This is a genomic window from Streptomyces sp. NPDC050619, assembly GCF_040654815.1.
Lineage (GTDB): Bacteria > Actinomycetota > Actinomycetes > Streptomycetales > Streptomycetaceae > Streptomyces.
In genome coordinates, this window is sequence record NZ_JBFAIR010000002.1 from 177,082 (window position 1) to 195,345 (window position 18,264).

The 18,264-nt window shown below is 68.2% G+C and carries 12 protein-coding genes; 10 read left to right on the top strand and 2 right to left on the bottom strand.

Annotation, left to right across the window (positions count from 1 at the left end):
• Positions 1-17 precede the first annotated feature (17 nt).
• From AB0I77_RS03910 to AB0I77_RS03920, 3 genes are read left to right on the top strand one after another with little or no spacing between them, the layout of a single operon-like run.
• On the top strand, positions 18-701 hold the full coding sequence (locus AB0I77_RS03910) for a hypothetical protein (protein WP_363280723.1): 684 nt from the start codon (positions 18-20) through the stop codon (positions 699-701).
• Positions 698-2,755, top strand: a complete 2,058-nt coding sequence (locus tag AB0I77_RS03915) for a beta-galactosidase (protein ID WP_363280724.1) — start codon at positions 698-700, stop codon at positions 2,753-2,755. Before AB0I77_RS03910 ends, AB0I77_RS03915 begins: the two co-directional genes overlap by 4 nt.
• A 59-nt stretch (positions 2,756-2,814) precedes the next feature.
• Positions 2,815-3,456, top strand: coding sequence for an intradiol ring-cleavage dioxygenase (locus AB0I77_RS03920; protein ID WP_363280725.1), 642 nt, complete (start codon positions 2,815-2,817; stop codon positions 3,454-3,456).
• A 43-nt stretch (positions 3,457-3,499) separates the two neighbouring features.
• Here AB0I77_RS03920 and AB0I77_RS03925 read toward each other — a convergent pair whose 3' ends face one another.
• Together AB0I77_RS03925 and AB0I77_RS03930 are read right to left on the bottom strand one after the other, a co-directional pair.
• Entirely contained in the window at positions 3,500-5,491 is a 1,992-nt protein-coding gene (locus tag AB0I77_RS03925; RefSeq protein ID WP_363280726.1) for an alpha-glucuronidase, read from the bottom strand.
• Positions 5,492-5,511: 20 nt separating this feature from the next.
• Positions 5,512-9,324, bottom strand: a complete 3,813-nt coding sequence (locus AB0I77_RS03930; protein ID WP_363280727.1) for a GH92 family glycosyl hydrolase — start codon at positions 9,322-9,324, stop codon at positions 5,512-5,514.
• A gap of 431 nt (positions 9,325-9,755) precedes the next feature.
• On the opposite strand from AB0I77_RS03930, the gene ngcE reads away from it, so the two are divergent.
• The 7 genes from ngcE to AB0I77_RS03965 all read left to right on the top strand — a co-directional run bounded on the left by ngcE (position 9,756) and on the right by AB0I77_RS03965 (position 18,002).
• Positions 9,756-11,210: an N-acetylglucosamine/diacetylchitobiose ABC transporter substrate-binding protein gene (ngcE, locus tag AB0I77_RS03935; RefSeq protein WP_363280728.1), complete on the top strand. Its 1,455-nt coding sequence runs from the start codon at positions 9,756-9,758 to the stop codon at positions 11,208-11,210.
• A gap of 16 nt (positions 11,211-11,226) precedes the next feature.
• Entirely contained in the window at positions 11,227-12,153 is a 927-nt protein-coding gene (locus AB0I77_RS03940) for a sugar ABC transporter permease (protein WP_363280729.1), read from the top strand.
• Positions 12,154-12,157: 4 nt separating this feature from the next.
• A complete protein-coding gene (locus AB0I77_RS03945) occupies positions 12,158-13,081 on the top strand; it encodes a carbohydrate ABC transporter permease (protein WP_363280730.1) in 924 nt (307 codons plus the stop codon).
• 183 nt (positions 13,082-13,264) lie between these two features.
• A complete protein-coding gene (locus AB0I77_RS03950; RefSeq protein WP_363280731.1) occupies positions 13,265-14,464 on the top strand; it encodes an ROK family transcriptional regulator in 1,200 nt (399 codons plus the stop codon).
• A 121-nt stretch (positions 14,465-14,585) separates the two neighbouring features.
• Positions 14,586-15,677, top strand: a complete 1,092-nt coding sequence (locus tag AB0I77_RS03955; RefSeq protein ID WP_363280732.1) for a substrate-binding domain-containing protein — start codon at positions 14,586-14,588, stop codon at positions 15,675-15,677.
• 217 nt (positions 15,678-15,894) lie between these two features.
• On the top strand, positions 15,895-16,686 hold the full coding sequence (locus AB0I77_RS03960; RefSeq protein ID WP_363281135.1) for an ATP-binding cassette domain-containing protein: 792 nt from the start codon (positions 15,895-15,897) through the stop codon (positions 16,684-16,686).
• On the top strand, positions 16,683-18,002 hold the full coding sequence (locus AB0I77_RS03965) for a sugar ABC transporter permease (protein WP_363280733.1): 1,320 nt from the start codon (positions 16,683-16,685) through the stop codon (positions 18,000-18,002). The genes AB0I77_RS03960 and AB0I77_RS03965 overlap by 4 nt, the downstream gene beginning before the upstream one ends.
• Positions 18,003-18,264: the final 262 nt, after the last annotated feature.

The window sequence follows — 18,264 nt, forward strand, 5'->3', positions numbered from 1 at the left end:
TTCGGAGGGGAGCCGCTGTGAGCGCGCCTCAGGCCGCCGCGTTCGGAGTCGGCCCCCTTTCCCGGGCGGCCGCCCTGATCCACACCCTGGTCACCGTCGAGGCGCTGCTGCTGGCCGCCGCCGCACCAGGCCTGGCCGGGCTGTTGCTGTTGGGCCCGGACGCCTCCAACCTCCCCCTGGCCGCTGTATGCCTGCTGCCCCTCGGCCCGGCGCTCTCCGCCGCCGTCTACGCCCTCCACCACCGCGACCGCGACCTCGCCGACCTCCATCCGGCCCGCACCTACTGGCGCGGCTGGCGGCTCAACGCCGTACCGGCGCTGCGGCTGTGGGCGCCGCTGCTGGGCTGGCTCACCGTGATCGCCTTCACGCTGACCCACTTCTCCGCCACCGGTCTGCCCGGCTGGTGGGCGGTGCTGCTCGCGGTCATCGGGCTCGCCTCCCTGCTCTGGGGCGCGCACGCGCTCGTGCTCACCTCCCTGTTCGCCTTCCGCGCCCGTGACACCGCCCGCCTCGCCGCGTACTTCCTGCTCCGGCACGGCCGTGCCACCCTCGGCGCCGCCTCACTGCTCGTGCTGAGCGCCGCGATGACCGCCCTGCTGACCGAGGCCCTGCCCGCGCTGCTGGCCGCCCCCCTGCTGATGTCCCTGCTGCACAGCAGCCGCCCGGTGATCGCCGAGACCCAGGAGGACTTCACCGCATGACGGCTCCCCGCACCCCGAAGATCCCGTACGGCGGCGACTACAACCCCGAGCAGTGGCCGCAATCCATCTGGGACGAGGACCACCGCCTGTTCACCCGGGCCGGCATCGACACCCTCACCGTCGGCGTCTTCTCCTGGTCCCTCACCCAACCCGCCCCGGACGCCTACGACTTCGCCGTTCTCGACCGCATCCTCGACCGCGCCGCCGCCGAAGGCCGCCGGGTCTGCCTGGCCACCGGCACCGCCGCCCTCCCGCCCTGGCTCGCGAAAAAGCACCCCGAGGTCAACCGCACCGACTTCGAGGGCCGCCGCCACCGCTACGGCCAGCGCCACAACTTCTGCCCCACCTCACCGGCGTACCGCGAGCACGCCACCGCGATGGCCGCGCGGATCGCCGAACGGTACGCGGACCACTCGGCGTTGCTCGCCTGGCACATCAACAACGAGTACGGCGGCGTCTGTTACTGCGAGCTGTGCGCCGAGGCCTTCCGGGTCTGGCTGCGGGACAAGTACGCCATCCTCGACGCCCTCAACGACGCCTGGTGCACGACCTTCTGGTCCCACCGCTATACCGACTGGGCCGAGATCGAGCCCCCGAACGCCCTCACCGAGCACTGGCGCGGCCCCGACCACACCGCCTTCCAGGGCACCACCCTCGACTACTTCCGCTTCACCACCGACGCCCTGCTCGGCTGCTTCCTCGCCGAGAAGGAGGCGATCCGCGCCCACGACCCGGACACGCCCGTCACCACCAACTTCATGGGCATGTTCCGCCCCCTCGACTACCACCGCTGGGCGCCCCACCTCGACTTCGCCTCCTGGGACAGCTACCCGCCCCTGGACGCCCCGCCCACCTGGCCCGCCCTCGCCCACGACCTGATGCGCGGCCTCAAGGACGGCGCCCCCTTCTGGCTCATGGAGCAGACCCCGTCCACCACCGCCTGCCGCGACGTCAACCCGCTCCGGCGCCCCGGCGAACTCCGCCTCGCCACCTTCCAGGCCATCGCCCACGGCGCCGACGCCGCCCTGTACTTCCAGATGCGCGCCTCGCGCGGCGCCTGCGAGAAGTACCACGGGGCTGTTATCGGCCACGCGGGCCGCGACGACACCCGTGTCTTCCGCGAAGTCGCCGAGCTGGGCCGGGAGTTGGAGCTTCTGGGCGCCGGCGTCCTCGGCGCCCGCACCCCCGCCCGCACCGCCCTGCTCTTCGACTGGGACAGCTGGTGGGCCCTGGAGATCTCCGACGGCCCCTCCCGCCTCCTGCGCTACCAGGAGGTCGTCCACGCCTACTACCGGGCCGCCCGAGAGGCGGGCGCCGACGTCGACGTGATCCCGCAGACCGCCGACCTCACCCCCTACGACGTGGTCCTCGCTCCCGTCCTGCACATGGTCAAGGGCGACCTCGCCGCCCGCCTCGAAGCGGTGGCCGCCCGTGGCGGCACGGTCCTGTCCACCTTCCTCTCCGGCCGCGTCGACGAACACGACCGCGCCTTCCTCACCGACGTCCCCGGCCCGCTCGCCCCGCTCATGGGCATCCGCGTCGACGAATGGGACGCGCGCTCGCGGGACGTCGTACAGCCGGTGGAACTGGGGGAGTTCACGGCCGAGGCCCGCCTGGTCTTCGAGATCGTGCTGCCGCGCGGAGCCGAGCCGGTCGCGACCTACGGCGCCGACTTCTACGCGGGCACCCCGGCCGTGACACGCAACGAGTACGGCGGGGGAGAGGCCTGGTACGTGGCGACCGCCCTCGACCAGCCCGGCGTCGCCCACGTCGTCCGCCGGATCCTCGCCCGCCACGACCTGCTCGGCCCCTACGCCGACCACTGGGGCCTGGAGACCGCGACCCGCGTCGCCCCCGACGGAACCGCCCACCTCTTCCTCCTGAACCACACCACCGACCCGGCCCACCTGACCGCCCACACCACCGCCACCGACCTGCTCACCGGCAAGCGGGTCGAACAGGGCGAACCGCTGACCCTCGACCCGCTGGGCACAGCGATCCTGCGCATTCAGACGGGTCCGGGCAGTGACACGCAGATGACAGTCGATCGGTAGGGGACCGACAGCCCGGATGCCTGGTGGCCTACAGGGACCGGCTCATACCGTCTGTTGTCATGAACGAACACCACGAGGAAGTAGTCCACGAGCAGGACCGGGGCCTCTCCTACGACCTTCCCCTTCTCGCCCGTCGCCGGATGGTACGGCTGCTGGCGGGGGTGAGCCTCGTGCCCCTGGTGGGCTGCACTTCCGAGGAGGAGACCACGGCGTCCTCGTCCCCGTCGCTCTCCCCGTCGTCCGCGTCGTCGCCCATTCAGTGCGAGACGATCCCCGAGGAGACCGAAGGCCCCTTCCCCGGCGACGGTTCCAACGGCGTCAACGTCCTGAGGGAGAGCGGTGTCGTCCGCAGCGACATCACGAAGAGCTTCGGCGACTCCGCGCGGGGTACCGCCGAGGTCAAGAGCATCTTCCCCGGCTGCTACCCGAACCGCTGGCCACACGTCCACTTCGAGGTGTACGGCAGCCTGGCCGACGCCACGGCGGCCAGGTCCATCACGAACACCTCGCAGCTCGCGCTGCCGAAGGATGTGAGCGACAGGGTGTACGCGACCGACGGCTACAGCGGGAGCGTGGGGAATCTCAGCGAGCTCTCCCTGGAGTCGGACAGCGTCTTCAGCGACGGCTACGACCAGCAGCTCGCGACGGTCACCGGCAGCGCCGAGCAGGGGTACACCGCGACGCTGACGGTTCCGGTGTGACCCGTCACCGATGAACGGCTCGGGGTTCATTGTTGGACGAGGCTCAGTGGATCCGGCGCCCATGTGCGTCGGGCACACCCGACTTGCGCAAGAAGTAGCTGTTGATCTGATCCCGCCACTCTCGGGCACTGCGGAGCTGCTCCTCGTACCGCTCCGCGACCCGTGCGTGGCGTGCCGGATCGACGAGGCCGGCGAGCGAGGCCCACACCTCCCGGGCCTCCGCGACATCCTCCACGCCCTCGAAGTGCGTGTCGTAGATGTGCTGGATCACCGTCTTCCCGCTGTGCAGCATGTGCCCGTACGACATGTGGTGGAAGAACAGCAACAGCTCGTCGGGGCAGGTGTCCGGTGACTCGTACATCTCGGCCCAGGGTTTGGCGTACTGCGCCGCGTACCCGGTACCGGTGGCGCGGCTGCGATCGACCCCGACCCCGTCCCGGTCGGCGAAGTGGTAGGTGCCCCAAGGGCTGTACTCGTAGCCGTCCACGCTCGGCCCGTAGTGGTGCCCCGGCTGCACCATGAAGCCGACGCCGAGTGGTGCCGTGTACTTCTCGTACGTCCGCCAGGAGCCGGTCAGCACCGCGCGTACCCCGGCGACCAGCCGCTCGGGCGCGGACGGGAAGGTGAGCCCGATCCACTCGTCCAGCACCCCGTCGGGGTCGGCGTCCGGCCGCCAGGCCAGCCGCCCGAAGGTGTAGAGGTTCGCCTGGGCCAGCGGATGCCCCGTCCAGAACGGGTCGTCGCCCACGTTGGACACCGCCACGAGCCCGCCACCCGCCAAATCGCCGACCGACGGGCCGCCGTCCCGCTCCGGCCGGAAGCGCAGCACCTCGCTCCACATCGGGCCCAGCCAGCAGACGTGCCGTTGCTGACCCGTGTACTCCTGCGTGGCCTGCACCTCCACCGCGAGCCGGGTGCGCGCCATCGCGCCGATCAGCGGTGAGACCGGCTCGCGCACCTGGAAGTCCAGCGGCCCGTGCTTCACCTGGAGCACCGCGTTCGCGGCGAACTCCCCGTCCAGCGGCACGAAATGGTCGTACGCGGCACGTGCCCGGTCCGTCGTCCGGTCCCGCCAGTCCTGGCGGTGGTCGTAGACGAAGGCCCGCCAGTGGACCGTGCCGCCGTGCGGGGCGAGCGCGGCGGCGAGCATGTTCGCGCCGTCCGCGTGGCTGCGCCCGTACGCGAACGGCCCTGGCTGGCCCTCCGAGTCGGCCTTCACCACGTACCCGCCGAAGTCGTCGATCGCCTCGTACACCCGCGCCGTTGCCTCGGCCCACCACGCGCGCACCGAGGCGTCCAGCGGATCGGCCGTGGCCAGCCCGCCGAGCACCATCGGCGCGGCGAAGGTGACCGACAGCTGGGTGCGGATGCCGTACGGCCGCAACGCGTCCGCGACCTCGGCGACTTCACCGATCCGGTCGGTCAGGAGGCGGGCCTCGGTCTCGTGCACGTTGACGTTGTTCACCGCCACGGCGTTGATCCCGCAGGCGGCCAGCAGCCTGCCGTACGCACGCACCCGCTCCAACTCCCCGCGCGCCCGGCCGTCTTCCCAGAACAGCGACCCGCCGGCGTACCCGCGCTCCACCTGACCCATGACCGGGTGCACGGCCACGTTGTCCCAGTGGTCCAGCATCCGCAGTGCCACCGCCGGACGGTGCTCCTCCCGTGACCGCCGCTCGCCACGGAAGGCGTCCTCTCCGAGCCGTACGACGTGGAAGAGGCCGTACAGCAGCCCGGACTGGCCGGACGCGGTGACCGTCGTCCGGCCGCCCGCGCGCTCGTACATGAATGCCTCGGAGCCGTCGGAGCCGGTCAGCTCCAGCACGAGGTCGTTCCCGGTGGCACCCGGCTCGCAGTCGCGCACGACGCGACCCCCGAACCGGGCGCAGGCCTGAGCCACTTCCCCGTGCACCGTCTCCACCAGCGGACCCGAACCACGGATCAGCGTCCGCCGGCTGCCGAGCGCCCGGAAGGCGTCCGGCGGCAGCCAGGCGGGGTCGACGCCCTCGGGCAGGACGGGCACGGGCAGCGGCATGAGAACCCCAACATCCTTGGTCAGGCGAGCAGTTCGACCTCCGACACGACCGCCTCGCCGTCGAACACCAGGCGGTACTTCACGTACGTACCCGGCGACCCCACCGAGAACGCGCGGGTCTGCCGGTCCCAGGCGAAGGCTTCCCCGGAGCGCTCGTCCAGGGTCCGCCACGAGGTTCCGTCGGCCGAGCCCTGGAGTGTCCAGCCGGTGGGCGCCTTCGTACGATCCGCGGAGGACGTCAGGGTGTACTGGACCGCCTTCGTGCCCCCGGTCACCGGTAGCTCGACCGTGGATACGGTGGCCTCCGTCGCCGACGTGTTGTCGAACAGGGCGCCCGCACCCTTCAGCACGTCCGCCCGTGGCGTCGGCACCCTGTCGTCCTGGGTTATCGACACGGGAGCCGCGTGCTTGCCCGTGCCCCACGACGAGGGCCTCGGCCCCATGTCGAACTCCAGGACGCCACCGCGAGCGAGCAGCGAGTGGGGGAGTGAAGTCGACGTCCACGTACGCCCGTTGAGCTTCAGGCCCTGCACATACACGTTCTTCGCGCTGTTCTTCGGCGCCTTCACCACCAGGTCCCGGCCGTTCTCCAGATGGACCGTCGCCTCGGTGAACAGCGGGGAGCCGACGGCGTATTCGCCGCTGCCCATCACCAGCGGGTAGAAGCCCAGCGCGGAGAAGAGGTACCAGGCCGACTGCTCGCCGTTGTCCTCGTCGCCGTGGTAGCCCTGGCCGATCTCGCTGCCGGTGTACAGCCGCGAGAGCACCTCACGGACGTTCCGCTGGGTCTTCCACGGCTGCCCGGCCGCGTCGTACATGTAGTTGACGTGGTGGGCCACCTGGTTGGAATGCCCGTACATGCCCATCCGGACGTCCCGCGCCTCCGTCATCTCGTGGATGACACCGCCGTAGGAGCCGACGAAGTCCGGCGAGGCCGTCTCCGGGGTGGCGAAGTACGTGTCGAGCTTCTGTGCGAGACCGCTCCGGCCGCCGTACAGGTTGGCCAGGCCCCGGCTGTCCTGCGGGGCGGTGAAGGCGTAGCCCCAGCCGTTGGTCTCGGTGTAGTCGTAGCCCCACACGCGCGGGTCGTACGTCGACGAGTCGACACGCCAGTTCCCGGCGGCGTCCCGGCCCTGGAAGAAACCGGCCTCGGAGTCGAAGAGGTTCACATAGTCCTGGGCCCGGTCGAGGAAGTACTCCGACTCCTCCTTGTAGCGCTTCTCGCCGGTTTTCTTGTACAGCGCCCGGCCCATCCGCGCGATGCCGTAGTCGTTGAGGTAGCCCTCCAACGCCCACGAGAGGCCCTCGTGCGTGTCGGTGCTCGTGTAGCCGAGGAAGGGCGAGGTCGCCATCCCCTTGCGGCCGACGCCCGACGAGGGCGGCACGGCCGTGGCGTTCTTCAGGGCCGCGTCGTACGCCGACCTCGCGTCGAAGTCGACGCCCTTGACGTACGCGTCCGCGAACGCGACGTCCGAGGAGGTGCCGGTCATCAGGTCCGCGTACCCGGGTGAGGACCAGCGCGAGGTCCAGCCGCCGTCCTTGTACTGCTGCACGAAACCGTCGACCATCTCGCCTGCCTGACTCGGCGTCAGGAGGGAGTACGCCGGCCAGGTCGTCCGATAGGTGTCCCAGAAGCCGTTGTTGACGTACACCTTGCCGTCCACGATCTTCGCGCCGGTGTGCGTCGGGGTGTCGGGGCCGGGCATCGGTGAGAACGGAGACGCGTACTGGTACTTCGAACCGACCTTCTCGAAGCCGGAGTTGGGATACAGGTACAGCCGGTACAGGCTGGAGTACAGCGTCGTCAGCTGGTCCGGCGTCGCGCCCTCGACCTCGACCTTGCCGAGGATCCGGTCCCACTGTGCCTGGGCGCGCGACTTGACCGTGTCGAAGGAGGTGCCGTCGGGGATCTCCTGGCGCAGGTTGTCCTTCGCCTGGTCGAGGCTGATCAACGACGTGGCGAGCCGCAGGGTGACCGTCCGGTCGTCGCCGGCGTCGAAGCGCAGACGGCCCTTGACCCCGCTGGAGTCGCCCTCGGTCACGGGCTTGTCGAACACGCCGTACACGAACAGCCGGGTGGCACCCGTCGACAGCCCGGATTTCACGTCCGAGTAGCCGGTGATGATCCCGTTCTCCTTGTCGAGCGTCAGCCCGGCCTGGTCGGTCACGTTGTCGAACAGCACGCTCGCTTCGTCGCCGGGATAAGTGAAGCGGAGCGCCGCCGCGTGGTCCGTCGGTGCCATCTCCGCCTTCAGGCCGTTCTCGAACCGCACCCCGTAGTAGTACGGCCGCGCGGTCTCGTTCTCGTGCCGGAAGGCCAGCTCCCGGGCCTCGCGGCCGGTGTCCGGGGTGCCGGAGGCGGCGGACGGCATCACCTGGAAGGTCTGCCGGTCGCCCATCCAGGGGCTGGGCTCGTGGCTCGCGCTGAAGGCCTGGATGGTGGGCAGGTTGTCCGCGTTGTTCGCGCGGGCGTAGTCGTACAGCCAGCTCAGCGAGCCCGCGTTGGTCACGGGCGTCCAGAAGTTGAAGCCGTGCGGGACCGCCGTCGCCGGGAAGTTGTTGCCGCGGGAGAAACCGCCGCTGGAGTGGGTGCCGCGGGTGGTGAGCGCGTAGTCGGACAGACGGGCCTTCGGCTTCTCGGGCGCGGCCCGCTCGATGGTCACGTCGTCCAGCCAGCCGCGGAACTTCGCCGGCCCCCTGGGGGAGTCGTAGGCGACCAGGATCCGGTCGACCGTCTTCCCGGCCGCTACCGACCCGATCCGGGAGGTGACGTTGTTCCACTGGTTCACATAGAGCACCTTGGCGGCGCCCTGGCCCCGCGGCGAGAGCGCGAAGCCGTGCTGGTCGGTGGCCCCGAGGCCGCTCAGGTGGCTGCCGTCGGTGAAGGCCAGGTCGACGGAGACGTTCGTGGCGTCGTAGTCCAGGTCGCCGTCCGCCATCGACGGGAAGATCCGGTACGCCAGCCGGGTGTCCCGGCCGACCGCCACGTCCACGTCGAAGATCTTGTTGTACGAGTACGCCCGCCCGTCGGCCGTATGCCGGCCGGCGTAACGCAGGGCACGCTTTCCGGTGAATCCCGCACCCGCCTTCGCGGTGGGCGAACCGCTCGGGCCGCGGTCGACCAGCGAGAGCATGTCCTGCGGGACCGGGCCTTCCTCGCCGCCCGTGGAGAACTGCACGTCGGCGAGCTGGAGGATGCCGTCGGCGCCGTTGTTCGCGGTGATGTCGAGCCGGAAGTGCCGGTACTCGGCGGCGGCCGGCTCCGGGATGTCGTACGTCTTCGTCTGTAAGCGCTCGGAGAAGGACTCGCCGGAGCGGGTGTCGAGGGTCTTCCAGTCCTTGCCGTCCGCGGAGCCCTTCAGGGCCCAGTCCTTCGGGTCGCGCCCGGCGACGTCGTTCGCGGAGGTCAACGCGTACCTGACCGCCTTCACGGGCTTGTCCAGGTCGAACTCGGCCCAGCCGGTCGACGCGAAGGTGAGCCACTTGGTGCTCGGTTCGCCGTCGACGAGGTTCTCCTTCACCTCGCCGCCGCCGGTGTTCTCGCCACTCGCGCGGACGTCCGTGACCTGGTCGGTCACATTGCCCGGGATGCCGCTGCTGTAGCCGCCGTCGACGCCCGAGGCGCGCTTGCCGCCGTCCGGTGCGGTGTCGACGGTGTTGAGCCAGTCGGGTGCCGGGTCGCCCGCCTCGAAGGAAGAGGCGAACCCCCGGTCCACGGCCGGGGCCTCCGGAAGGGCGACCGCGGTCCCCGGCGCGCCCACCGCCAAAGCGAAGGCGGCCGTCCCGACCACGACCGCCGAACCCCGTCTGTGCCGAACTCTGTGCTGCCGCATACGCGAGCACCCTCCCTGCACGCCGGACAACGTTGTCAACTTCTCTGCGCAAGGTCAATAGGGGCCCAAGTGGGCAGTGATGTCAAGGGTGTTGACTGCGGCATTCGGGGCCTATGTCGCGAATTTATCCGGCAAGTGGCACACAGGTCGCTCATATTTCCGCCAGGTCTCAACTCGGAAAAGACCGTTGGCCAACCCTGCTTTCGATCTTGCTCCGCTGGCAGGAAGTGGACTATACCTGTCGACACTTCACACGATCAGTCCTTCGCGATCCACTTCGTGATCCAGACTGATCCACGACTGATCTGCCACCGATCTGCGACTGATCCACAACTGATCCGCACTTCCTGCACGACCCTGCTTGACCTGACCGCGGTGCCGGGAAGGATCCGGTTCACCGCCTGAGTCCTGGAGAAGGCGAGGACTTGAGCATGGGATCCACTTCCGCCGAGAACAGCAGTACGGGCGGCGTCGGCCGCCGCGATCTGATCAAGCGGTCCGCCGCGCTGGGCCTGATCTCCGTACCGACCATGAGCTTCCTGTCCGCGTGCGCCAGCAGTGGCGGAGACGACAGCGGAGAAAAGGCCAAAGCGGGCGAGAAGACCGCGAAGAACCCACTTGGCGTCAATGACACCGCCGGGATGGAATTCGTCCTGTTCGACGGCGGCTTCGGCAAGGAGTACGCCGAGGACGCCGTGAAGCTCTACGAGAAGGACTTCCCCAAGGTCAAGGTGAAGTTCTCGGCCACCCAGAAGATCCAGTCCACGCTCCAGCCCCGCTTCAACCAGGGCACCCCGCCGGACCTCATCGACAACTCCGGCGCCGAGCAGATGGACATGGGCGTCCTGGCCGGCAAGAAGCAGCTCACCGACCTCACCCCGCTCCTCGACGCCCCGTCCTACGACGACCCGAACAAGAAGGTCCGCGACACGCTGCGCCCCGGCATCGTGGAGATGGGCCAGCTCGAGGGCGACCCGGTCTGGATCATGTACTACGCCTACACGGTGTACGGCGTCTGGTACTCGCAGAAGGCCCTGGACTCGCTCGACGCCACGTACCCCGAGACGTGGGACGAGATGCTCGCCGTCTGCGAGAAGGCCAAGAAGAAGGGCATGGCGGGCTGGACGTACGCGGGCAAGTACCCGTACTACCTCCCCTTCTCGCTGTACCCGATGATCGGCAAGGTCGGCGGCGTCGAGGTGCTCGACGCGATCGACAACCTGGAGCCGAACGCCTGGAAGAACCCGGCGGTCAAGGCTTGTTTCGAGGCCTACTACGAGCTCTACAAGAAGGGTTACGTCCTCAAGGGCACCCCTGGTCTGGACCACATCCAGTCGCAGACCGCCTGGGCCAAGGGCAAGGCGCTGTTCATCCCGAACGGCTCCTGGGTGGAGAACGAGTCGGCGAACGTCATCCCGAAGGACTTCGACCTCGCCGTCTCCGCGCCCACCGGCATCGACTCCTCCGACAAGCTGCCCTTCGGCACGATCTGGGCCTCGGGCGGCGAGCCCTTCATCGTCCCGGCCAAGGCGAAGAACGGCACGGGCGGCATGGAGCAGCTGCGCATCATGCTCAGCGAGGCGTCCTCGAAGAACTTCACGAGCAAGGTGAAGTCGCTGACCGCGTACAACGGCGGCACCGAGGGCATCACCCTCACCCCCGGTCTCAAGTCCGGCGTCGCGGCCCTGGAGAAGGCCGGGAGCAACGTGGTGAATCCGCGCATGCAGGACTGGTACGTGCAGCTCCAGAAGGAGCAGATCGGTGTGTCCGGCCTCGGCGAGATGATGGCCGGTCGCCTCACCCCGGCCGAGGCGATCAAGAAGATCCAGGCTTTCGCCGACGCGACCGCCAAGGACACGTCCATCAAGCACTACAAGCACCAGTAAACGGACCGGAGTAGCGATGCAGCACGGCAAGTACCGGTTCATCGTGGGGTTTCTGGCACTGCCCCTGGGACTGTACGCGCTCTTCGTGGTATGGCCGTTCATCCAGTCCATCTACTACTCGTTCACGGACTGGACCGGTCTGAGCCCCGAATTCAAGATGGTCGGCCTGGACAATTACCGGAGGATGCTGGACGACGAGATCTTCTGGAAGTCCTTGCAGCACAGCTTGATTTTCGCGCTCGTGCTGCCGCTCGTGACGATCAGTCTGGCGTTGTTCTTCGCCTTCATGATCAATGTGGGCGGACGGAGGAGGAAGGGCGGCCCGGTCATTTCAGGTGTCCGGGGCTCTTCCTTCTACAAGATCGTCTATTTCTTCCCGCAGGTGCTGTCCATCGCCATCGTCGCGCTGTTGTTCGCTTTCGCTTACAACCCGGACAGTGGCGCGATCAACTCGCTCCTGCGTGCGGTCGGGCTGGACAACCTCCAGCCACTGTGGCTCGGCGACCCGGACCTCGCCCTGTGGGCCGTGATGGCGGTGCTGGTGTGGTCCACGGTCGGCTTCTTCGTGGTCCTCTTCTCCGCCGGCATGGCGTCCATCCCGGTGGACATGTACGAGGCCGCGCTCCTCGACGGCGCGGGGCGCGCCACGACCTTCTTCCGGATCACCCTGCCGCTGCTGTGGGACACCGTGCAGTCCGGCTGGGTCTACATGGGCATCCTCGCCCTCGGCGCCGAGTCGTTCGCGGTCGTACAGATCATGACGACCGGACCCGGCGGCCCCGACTACTCGACCACCGTCCTGGTCCTGTACGTGTACCAGAAGGCCTTCCGCGACGGGCAGGCCGCCTATGCCACCACCATCGGCGTCGCCCTGCTCGTCGTCACGCTGGCCTTCGCCGCCCTCGTGATGCGGCTGGGCCGGCGCGAGCGGCTGGAGTACTGAGCAGATGAAGACGACCGACACCCACGCCCCCGTACCGGCCGAGCCCGGTGCTCCCGTCGCCAAGACCGACGGCCCGGCCGGCCCCGCCCCGAAGGAGAAGAAGGAAGGCGCCGTCCTCAACGCCTTCTCGCACGGGATCCTGATCCTCTGGGCGATCATGGTCGTGATGCCGCTGGTGTGGGCGGTGATGACGTCCTTCAAGGACGACAGCTCCATCTTCGGCTCGCCCTGGTCGCTGCCGGACAAGCTGCACTTCGACAACTGGTCGCGGGCCTGGACCGAGGCCAACATGAGCGACTACTTCCTGAACACCCTTCTGGTGGTGGGGGGTTCGCTCATCGGCACGCTGGTGCTCGGCTCGATGGCCGCGTACGTGCTGGCCCGCTTCGACTTCCCGGGCAACCGGTTCATCTACTACCTGTTCATCGGCGGCATGAGCTTCCCGATCATGCTCGCGCTGGTCCCGCTGTTCTACGTCGTGAACAACATGGGCCTGCTGAACACGATCCACGGGCTGATCCTGGTCTACATCGCCTACTCGCTCCCGTTCACGGTGTTCTTCCTGACCGCGTTCTTCCGCACGCTGCCGACCTCGGTGGCGGAGGCGGCGTTCGTGGACGGGGCCTCGCACTCGCGGACGTTCTTCCAGATCATGCTGCCGATGGCCAAGCCCGGCCTGATCAGCGTGGGGATCTTCAACTTCCTCGGGCAGTGGAACCAGTACATGCTGCCGACCGTGCTCAACACCGACCCGGACAAGCGCGTCCTCACCCAGGGCCTGGTGCAGCTCGCGGTCAGCCAGGGGTACAAGGGCGACTGGTCGGGCCTGTTCGCGGGCCTGGTGATGGCGATGCTGCCGGTGCTCGCGGCGTACATCATCTTCCAGCGGCAGGTGGTGCAGGGACTGACCGCGGGGGCGCTGAAGTAGCGGCCCGGACACCGCGCGTATACGCCGCTCCCGGCTCCCCGGGAGCGGCGTCCGTGTTTGTGTACATGAACGCAGATGGGGTTCAACCTCTTGACGGGAGGCGGCCCGAACGGCTCAGCTTAGAGTTCACTAGTTGGACATAGACGGGGCCTCGTTGAAGCGGTCCCCGCGCAGGAGGTCGTCGTGGAGACTCCGGGATCGCAGTCGTCACTGCACCGAGCCAACCTGGAGCGGGTCGTACGAGCCGTGCGGCTGGCCGGGTCGCTCACGCAGGCGGAGATCGCCAGGACGACGGGCCTGTCCGCGGCCACCGTCTCCAATATCGTGCGCGAGCTCAAGGACGGTGGAACCGTCGAGGTCACGCCGACTTCGGCGGGCGGGCGCCGGGCCCGCAGCGTCTCCCTGAGCGGGGATGCCGGCATCGTCATAGGAGTGGACTTCGGGCACACGCATTTGCGCGTCGCAGTCGGGAATCTGGCCCACCAGGTGCTGGCCGAGGAGTCCGAGCCGCTGGATGTGGACGCCTCCTCGACACAGGGCTTCGACCGGGCGGAACAGCTGGTCAATCGGCTGATCGCGGCAACCGGGATCGACCGTTCCAAGGTCGCGGGTGTCGGGGTCGGCGTCCCCGGTCCCATCGATGTCGAGTCCGGCACCCTGGGCTCGACCGCCATCCTGCCCGGCTGGACCGGCACCAGGCCCGCCGAGGAGCTGCGGGGGCGGCTCGGTGTGCCCGTGCACGTGGACAACGACGCCAACCTCGGCGCCCTCGGCGAGCTGGTCTGGGGCAGTGGCCGGGGGGTGCGCGACCTGGCGTACATCAAGGTCGCCAGCGGTGTCGGCGCCGGCCTGGTGATCAACGGAAGGATTTACCGTGGCCCCGGGGGCACTGCGGGAGAAATCGGACATATTACACTCGATGAGTCCGGCCCCGTCTGCCGCTGCGGAAACCGGGGCTGCCTGGAGACCTTCACGGCCGCGCGCTATGTGCTCCCGCTGCTCCAGTCCAGTCACGGCACCGACCTGACGATGGAAGGCGTCGTGCGAATGGCGCGGGACGGAGACCCTGGCTGCCGTCGGGTGATCGCCGACGTCGGCCGCCATATCGGCAGTGGAGTCGCCAACCTCTGCAATCTGCTGAACCCGAGCCGAGTGGTCCTGGGCGGTGATCTCGCCGAGGCCGGTGAACTGGTGCTCGGGCCGATCAGGGAGTCGGTCGGCCGCTATGCGATCCCCAGTGCGGCGCGTCAACTGTCTGTTCTTCCGGGGGCCCTTGGTGGCCGTGCGGAGGTGCTTGGAGCACTCGCTCTCGCACTCAGTGAAATGGGTGATTCAACCCTTTTGGACGGCACGCTGCATGCGGCGACACCTGCCTTCACTTAGAGAACGGATGGCACCGTTGCCAACCCGTTAAGGATTTACTTCTTGACGTCGCACGTATGGCCGAGTTGACTTCCAGCCACCTCGGTCGCAATGTCGCGGCCTCGTCAGGGAGGTTTCTGAAGTGAATACGCGTGTGCGTCGTGCCGCCGTTGCCGTTGTTATCTCGGCTCTCGCCGTCTCGGCGGCGGCTTGTGGCAAGGCCGGTGACGACGACTCGGACAGCGGCGGCTCGGATGCCAAGACCATCGGCCTGCTCCTGCCCGACAGTGTCACCACTCGGTACGCCAAGTTCGACAAGCCGTACTTCGATACCAAGGTCAAGGCCCTGTGTGCCGAGTGCAAGCTGGAGTACGCCAACGCGGCCGGCAGCGCGGCGACGCAGGCCCAGCAGGTCAGCAGCATGATCACCAAGGGTGTCAACGTCATCGCGATCAGCGCCGTGGACTCCGCCGCCATCAAGTCCTCGATCCAGGCCGCTGTCGACAAGGGCATCAAGGTCATCGCCTACGACCGCCTCGCCCAGGGCCCCGTCTCCGCGTACGTGTCCTTCGACAACGAGAAGGTCGGCCAGCTTCAGGGCCAGTCCCTGCTCGACTCGATGGGCGACAAGGCCACTCCGAAGGCCAAGGTCGTCATGATCAACGGTCTGGCCTCGGACCCGAACGCCGCCCTGTTCAAGAAGGGTGCCCACAGCGTCCTCGACGGCAAGGTCGACATCGCCTACGAGCAGGCCGGCGACTGGATCGACACGGTCGCCGCGCAGAAGATGTCCGCCGCCATCACGCAGATCGGCGCGAAGAACATCGCGGGCGTCTACTCCGCCAATGACGCCATGGCCGGCGGCATCGCCACCGTCCTCAAGGGCGCCGGCATCAGCAGCGTCCCGCTGACCGGTCAGGACGCGGAGCTCACCAGCATCCAGCGGATCCTCGCCGGCACGCAGTCCAGCACCATCTACAAGGCGTACAAGCCGGAGGCCGAAGCGGCCGCCCAGCTGTCCGTCAACCTGATCGAGGACAAGGACATCAAGTCCCTGGCCACCACGACGCAGACCAGCGGTTCCGGCAACAAGGTGCCCTCGCAGCTGCTGACCCCGGTCACGCTCACCAAGGACAACATCAAGGACACGGTGATCAAGGACAAGCTCTACACCGTGGCCGACATCTGCACCGCGCCCTACGCCGCCGCGTGCAAGTCCGCCGGCCTGGAGTAGTCGCCGCCCCCGGTGGCAGGCCGCAGAGCCTGTCCGGTGCCCGCCCCACCACCAAACCCCGCTGTGGGGCGGGCACCGGACAGACGACCTGACGCACGCATCCGTTGCCGACGGGCATCGGCGGCGCGCATGTTCCTCTTGTAAACCGGTGCTTCGAGCACAACTCTCCGCGCCTTACCCCAAGCGCGGCATCCCCGCCGGTCAGGCGGCGAAGGAGATGGTTCACGTGTCCGCTACGCCCGTGTTGGCGTTGCGCGGAATCTCCAAGCGATTCGGTGCGGTGCAGGCCCTCACCGAAGTCGAGCTGGAGGTTCACGCCGGAGAAGTGGTCGCCCTGGTCGGCGACAACGGCGCAGGAAAGTCCACCCTGGTCAAGACGATCGCGGGTGTGCACCCCATCGATGAGGGCGTCATCGAGTGGGAGGGCAGGCCGGTCAGCATCGACAGGCCGCACGACGCCCAGGGACTCGGCGTCGCGACCGTCTACCAGGACCTCGCGCTGTGCGACAACCTCGATGTCGTCGGCAACCTCTACCTCGGCCGGGAACTGCTGCGCCGCGGCGTCATCGACGAGGTGACGATGGAGAAGAACGCCCGCGAGCTGCTGGCCACCCTCTCCATCCGCATCCCGAGCGTGCGCATCCCGATCGCGAGCCTCTCCGGTGGCCAGCGCCAGGTCGTCGCCATCGCGCGCGCCCTGATCGGTGAGCCCAAGGTCGTCATCCTCGACGAGCCCACCGCCGCCCTCGGCGTCGAGCAGACCGCGCAGGTCCTCGACCTGGTCGAGCGGCTGCGCGAGCGCGACCTCGGCGTCATCCTCATCAGCCACAACATGGCCGATGTGAAGGCGGTCGCGGACACCGTCGCCGTGCTGCGCCTGGGCAGGAACAACGGATCCTTCCCGGTGAAGGACACCACCCACGAAGAGATCATCGCCGCGATCACCGGTGCCACGGACAACGCCGTGACCCGTCGTGCGGGGCGTAGCACCACGGAGGCGGCAAAGTGAGTGACACGTCCAAGACCGTGAAGCCGGATCCGGAGCCGGTGTCCCAGGACACCGTCGCCCCGGCCGACGACCCCACCGCCGCGGCCGTCACCATCGTCGACCCGCGGCTGCTGATCCGCGAAGAGGGCCTGAAGGGCTACTGGACCGAGTTCAAGCGGAAGTTGAAGGGCGGCGAGCTCGGCTCCCTGCCGGTCGTCGTCGGCCTGATCGTCATCTGGACCATCTTCCAGGTGCAGAACGACCGGTTCCTCAGCGCCGAGAACCTGTCCAACATCAGCTTCTACCTGTCGGCCACCGGCATGCTCGCCATCGGCCTGGTGTTCGTGCTGCTGCTCGGCGAGATCGATCTGTCCGTCGCCTCCGTCAGCGGCCTCGCGTCCACCTTGTTCGCCGTGTTCGTGGTCAACCACGACATGAACGCCTGGCTCGGCCTGGTGCTGACCGTGCTGGTCGGCATCGGTATCGGCACGCTGCACGGCTGGTTCTTCGCCAGGATCGGCGTACCGGCCTTCGTCGTGACGCTGGCCGGCTTCCTCGGCTGGAACGGCCTGATGCTGTGGCTGCTCGGCTCGTCCGGCACCATCAACATCCCGGACACCGGCCCGGTGCACCTCCTCGGGCAGCGTTCCTTCTTCATGGACCAGGCCATCATCGGCGCCTACCTGCTGGCCGCCCTCGGTGTCGCCTCGCTGCTCGCCGGCTCGCTCATCGAGCAGCGCCGCCGCAAGACCGCCGGGGTGCCGTTCCGCACCACCGGCGAGATCGCGCTGCGCGTCGGCGCGCTCGCCGTGGCCGCGTTCGTCGCCGCGTACGTCCTGAACTCCGCCGCCGGTGTGTCCAACGCGCTGGTGATCTTCCTCGCCTGCCTGGTCATCGTGGACTTCGTGCTGCGGCGGACGCCGTTCGGCCGCAAGGTGTTCGCGGTCGGCGGCGGGGTCGAGGCGGCGCGGCGTGCGGGTATCAACGTGACGCTGGTGCGGATCATCGTGTTCGCCATCGCGGGTGGGTTCGCGGCGATCGGCGGGATGTTCTTCGCGGGGCAGACGCAGAGTGCGTCGTTGACGTCCGGTGGTGGTAACACGCTGATGCTGGCGATTGCTGCGGCCGTTATTGGCGGTACGAGTCTGTTCGGTGGGCGGGGGTCTGTGTGGTCGGCGTTGTTGGGCATGTTGGTGATTCAGTCGATTCAGACGGGTCTGGATCTGTTGAACATGAACACGTCGATTCAGTACATGATCACTGGGGCTGTGCTGTTGGGTGCGGTCGTTATTGACTCTGTTTCGCGTCGGAGTCAGAAGGCTGCGGGGCGGGCTTAGCGCTGTTTCGCCGTAGGGGTGCGGGTTCGCGTGCGAGTGCTGGTCCGTTGTGGCTGGTCGCGCAGTTCCCCGCGCCCCTGAAGGGGCACTCCAGTTGCCCGGCATCGAAATGATGCCGGGCAACAGTCATGTCGTAGGAACGGTGCAAGTTGGGTACAGGCGACGCGTGAGATACGACGCATCGCCCGGGCGCTGGTCGCGGAGGCGGAACATTAGACTCGACAAGCCCGCGACAGCTCGATCAGCTCTACTGCAAGGAGGC

Coding starts and splice junctions, on each gene's coding strand:
- AB0I77_RS03920 (WP_363280725.1), top strand. CDS start 2,815: ATGAACGAACACCACGAGGAAGTAGTCCACGAGCAGGACCGGGGCCTC.
- AB0I77_RS03930 (WP_363280727.1), bottom strand. CDS start 9,324: ATGCGGCAGCACAGAGTTCGGCACAGACGGGGTTCGGCGGTCGTGGTC.
- ngcE (WP_363280728.1), top strand. CDS start 9,756: ATGGGATCCACTTCCGCCGAGAACAGCAGTACGGGCGGCGTCGGCCGC.
- AB0I77_RS03915 (WP_363280724.1), top strand. CDS start 698: ATGACGGCTCCCCGCACCCCGAAGATCCCGTACGGCGGCGACTACAAC.
- AB0I77_RS03945 (WP_363280730.1), top strand. CDS start 12,158: ATGAAGACGACCGACACCCACGCCCCCGTACCGGCCGAGCCCGGTGCT.
- AB0I77_RS03940 (WP_363280729.1), top strand. CDS start 11,227: ATGCAGCACGGCAAGTACCGGTTCATCGTGGGGTTTCTGGCACTGCCC.
- AB0I77_RS03960 (WP_363281135.1), top strand. CDS start 15,895: ATGGTTCACGTGTCCGCTACGCCCGTGTTGGCGTTGCGCGGAATCTCC.
- AB0I77_RS03925 (WP_363280726.1), bottom strand. CDS start 5,491: ATGCCGCTGCCCGTGCCCGTCCTGCCCGAGGGCGTCGACCCCGCCTGG.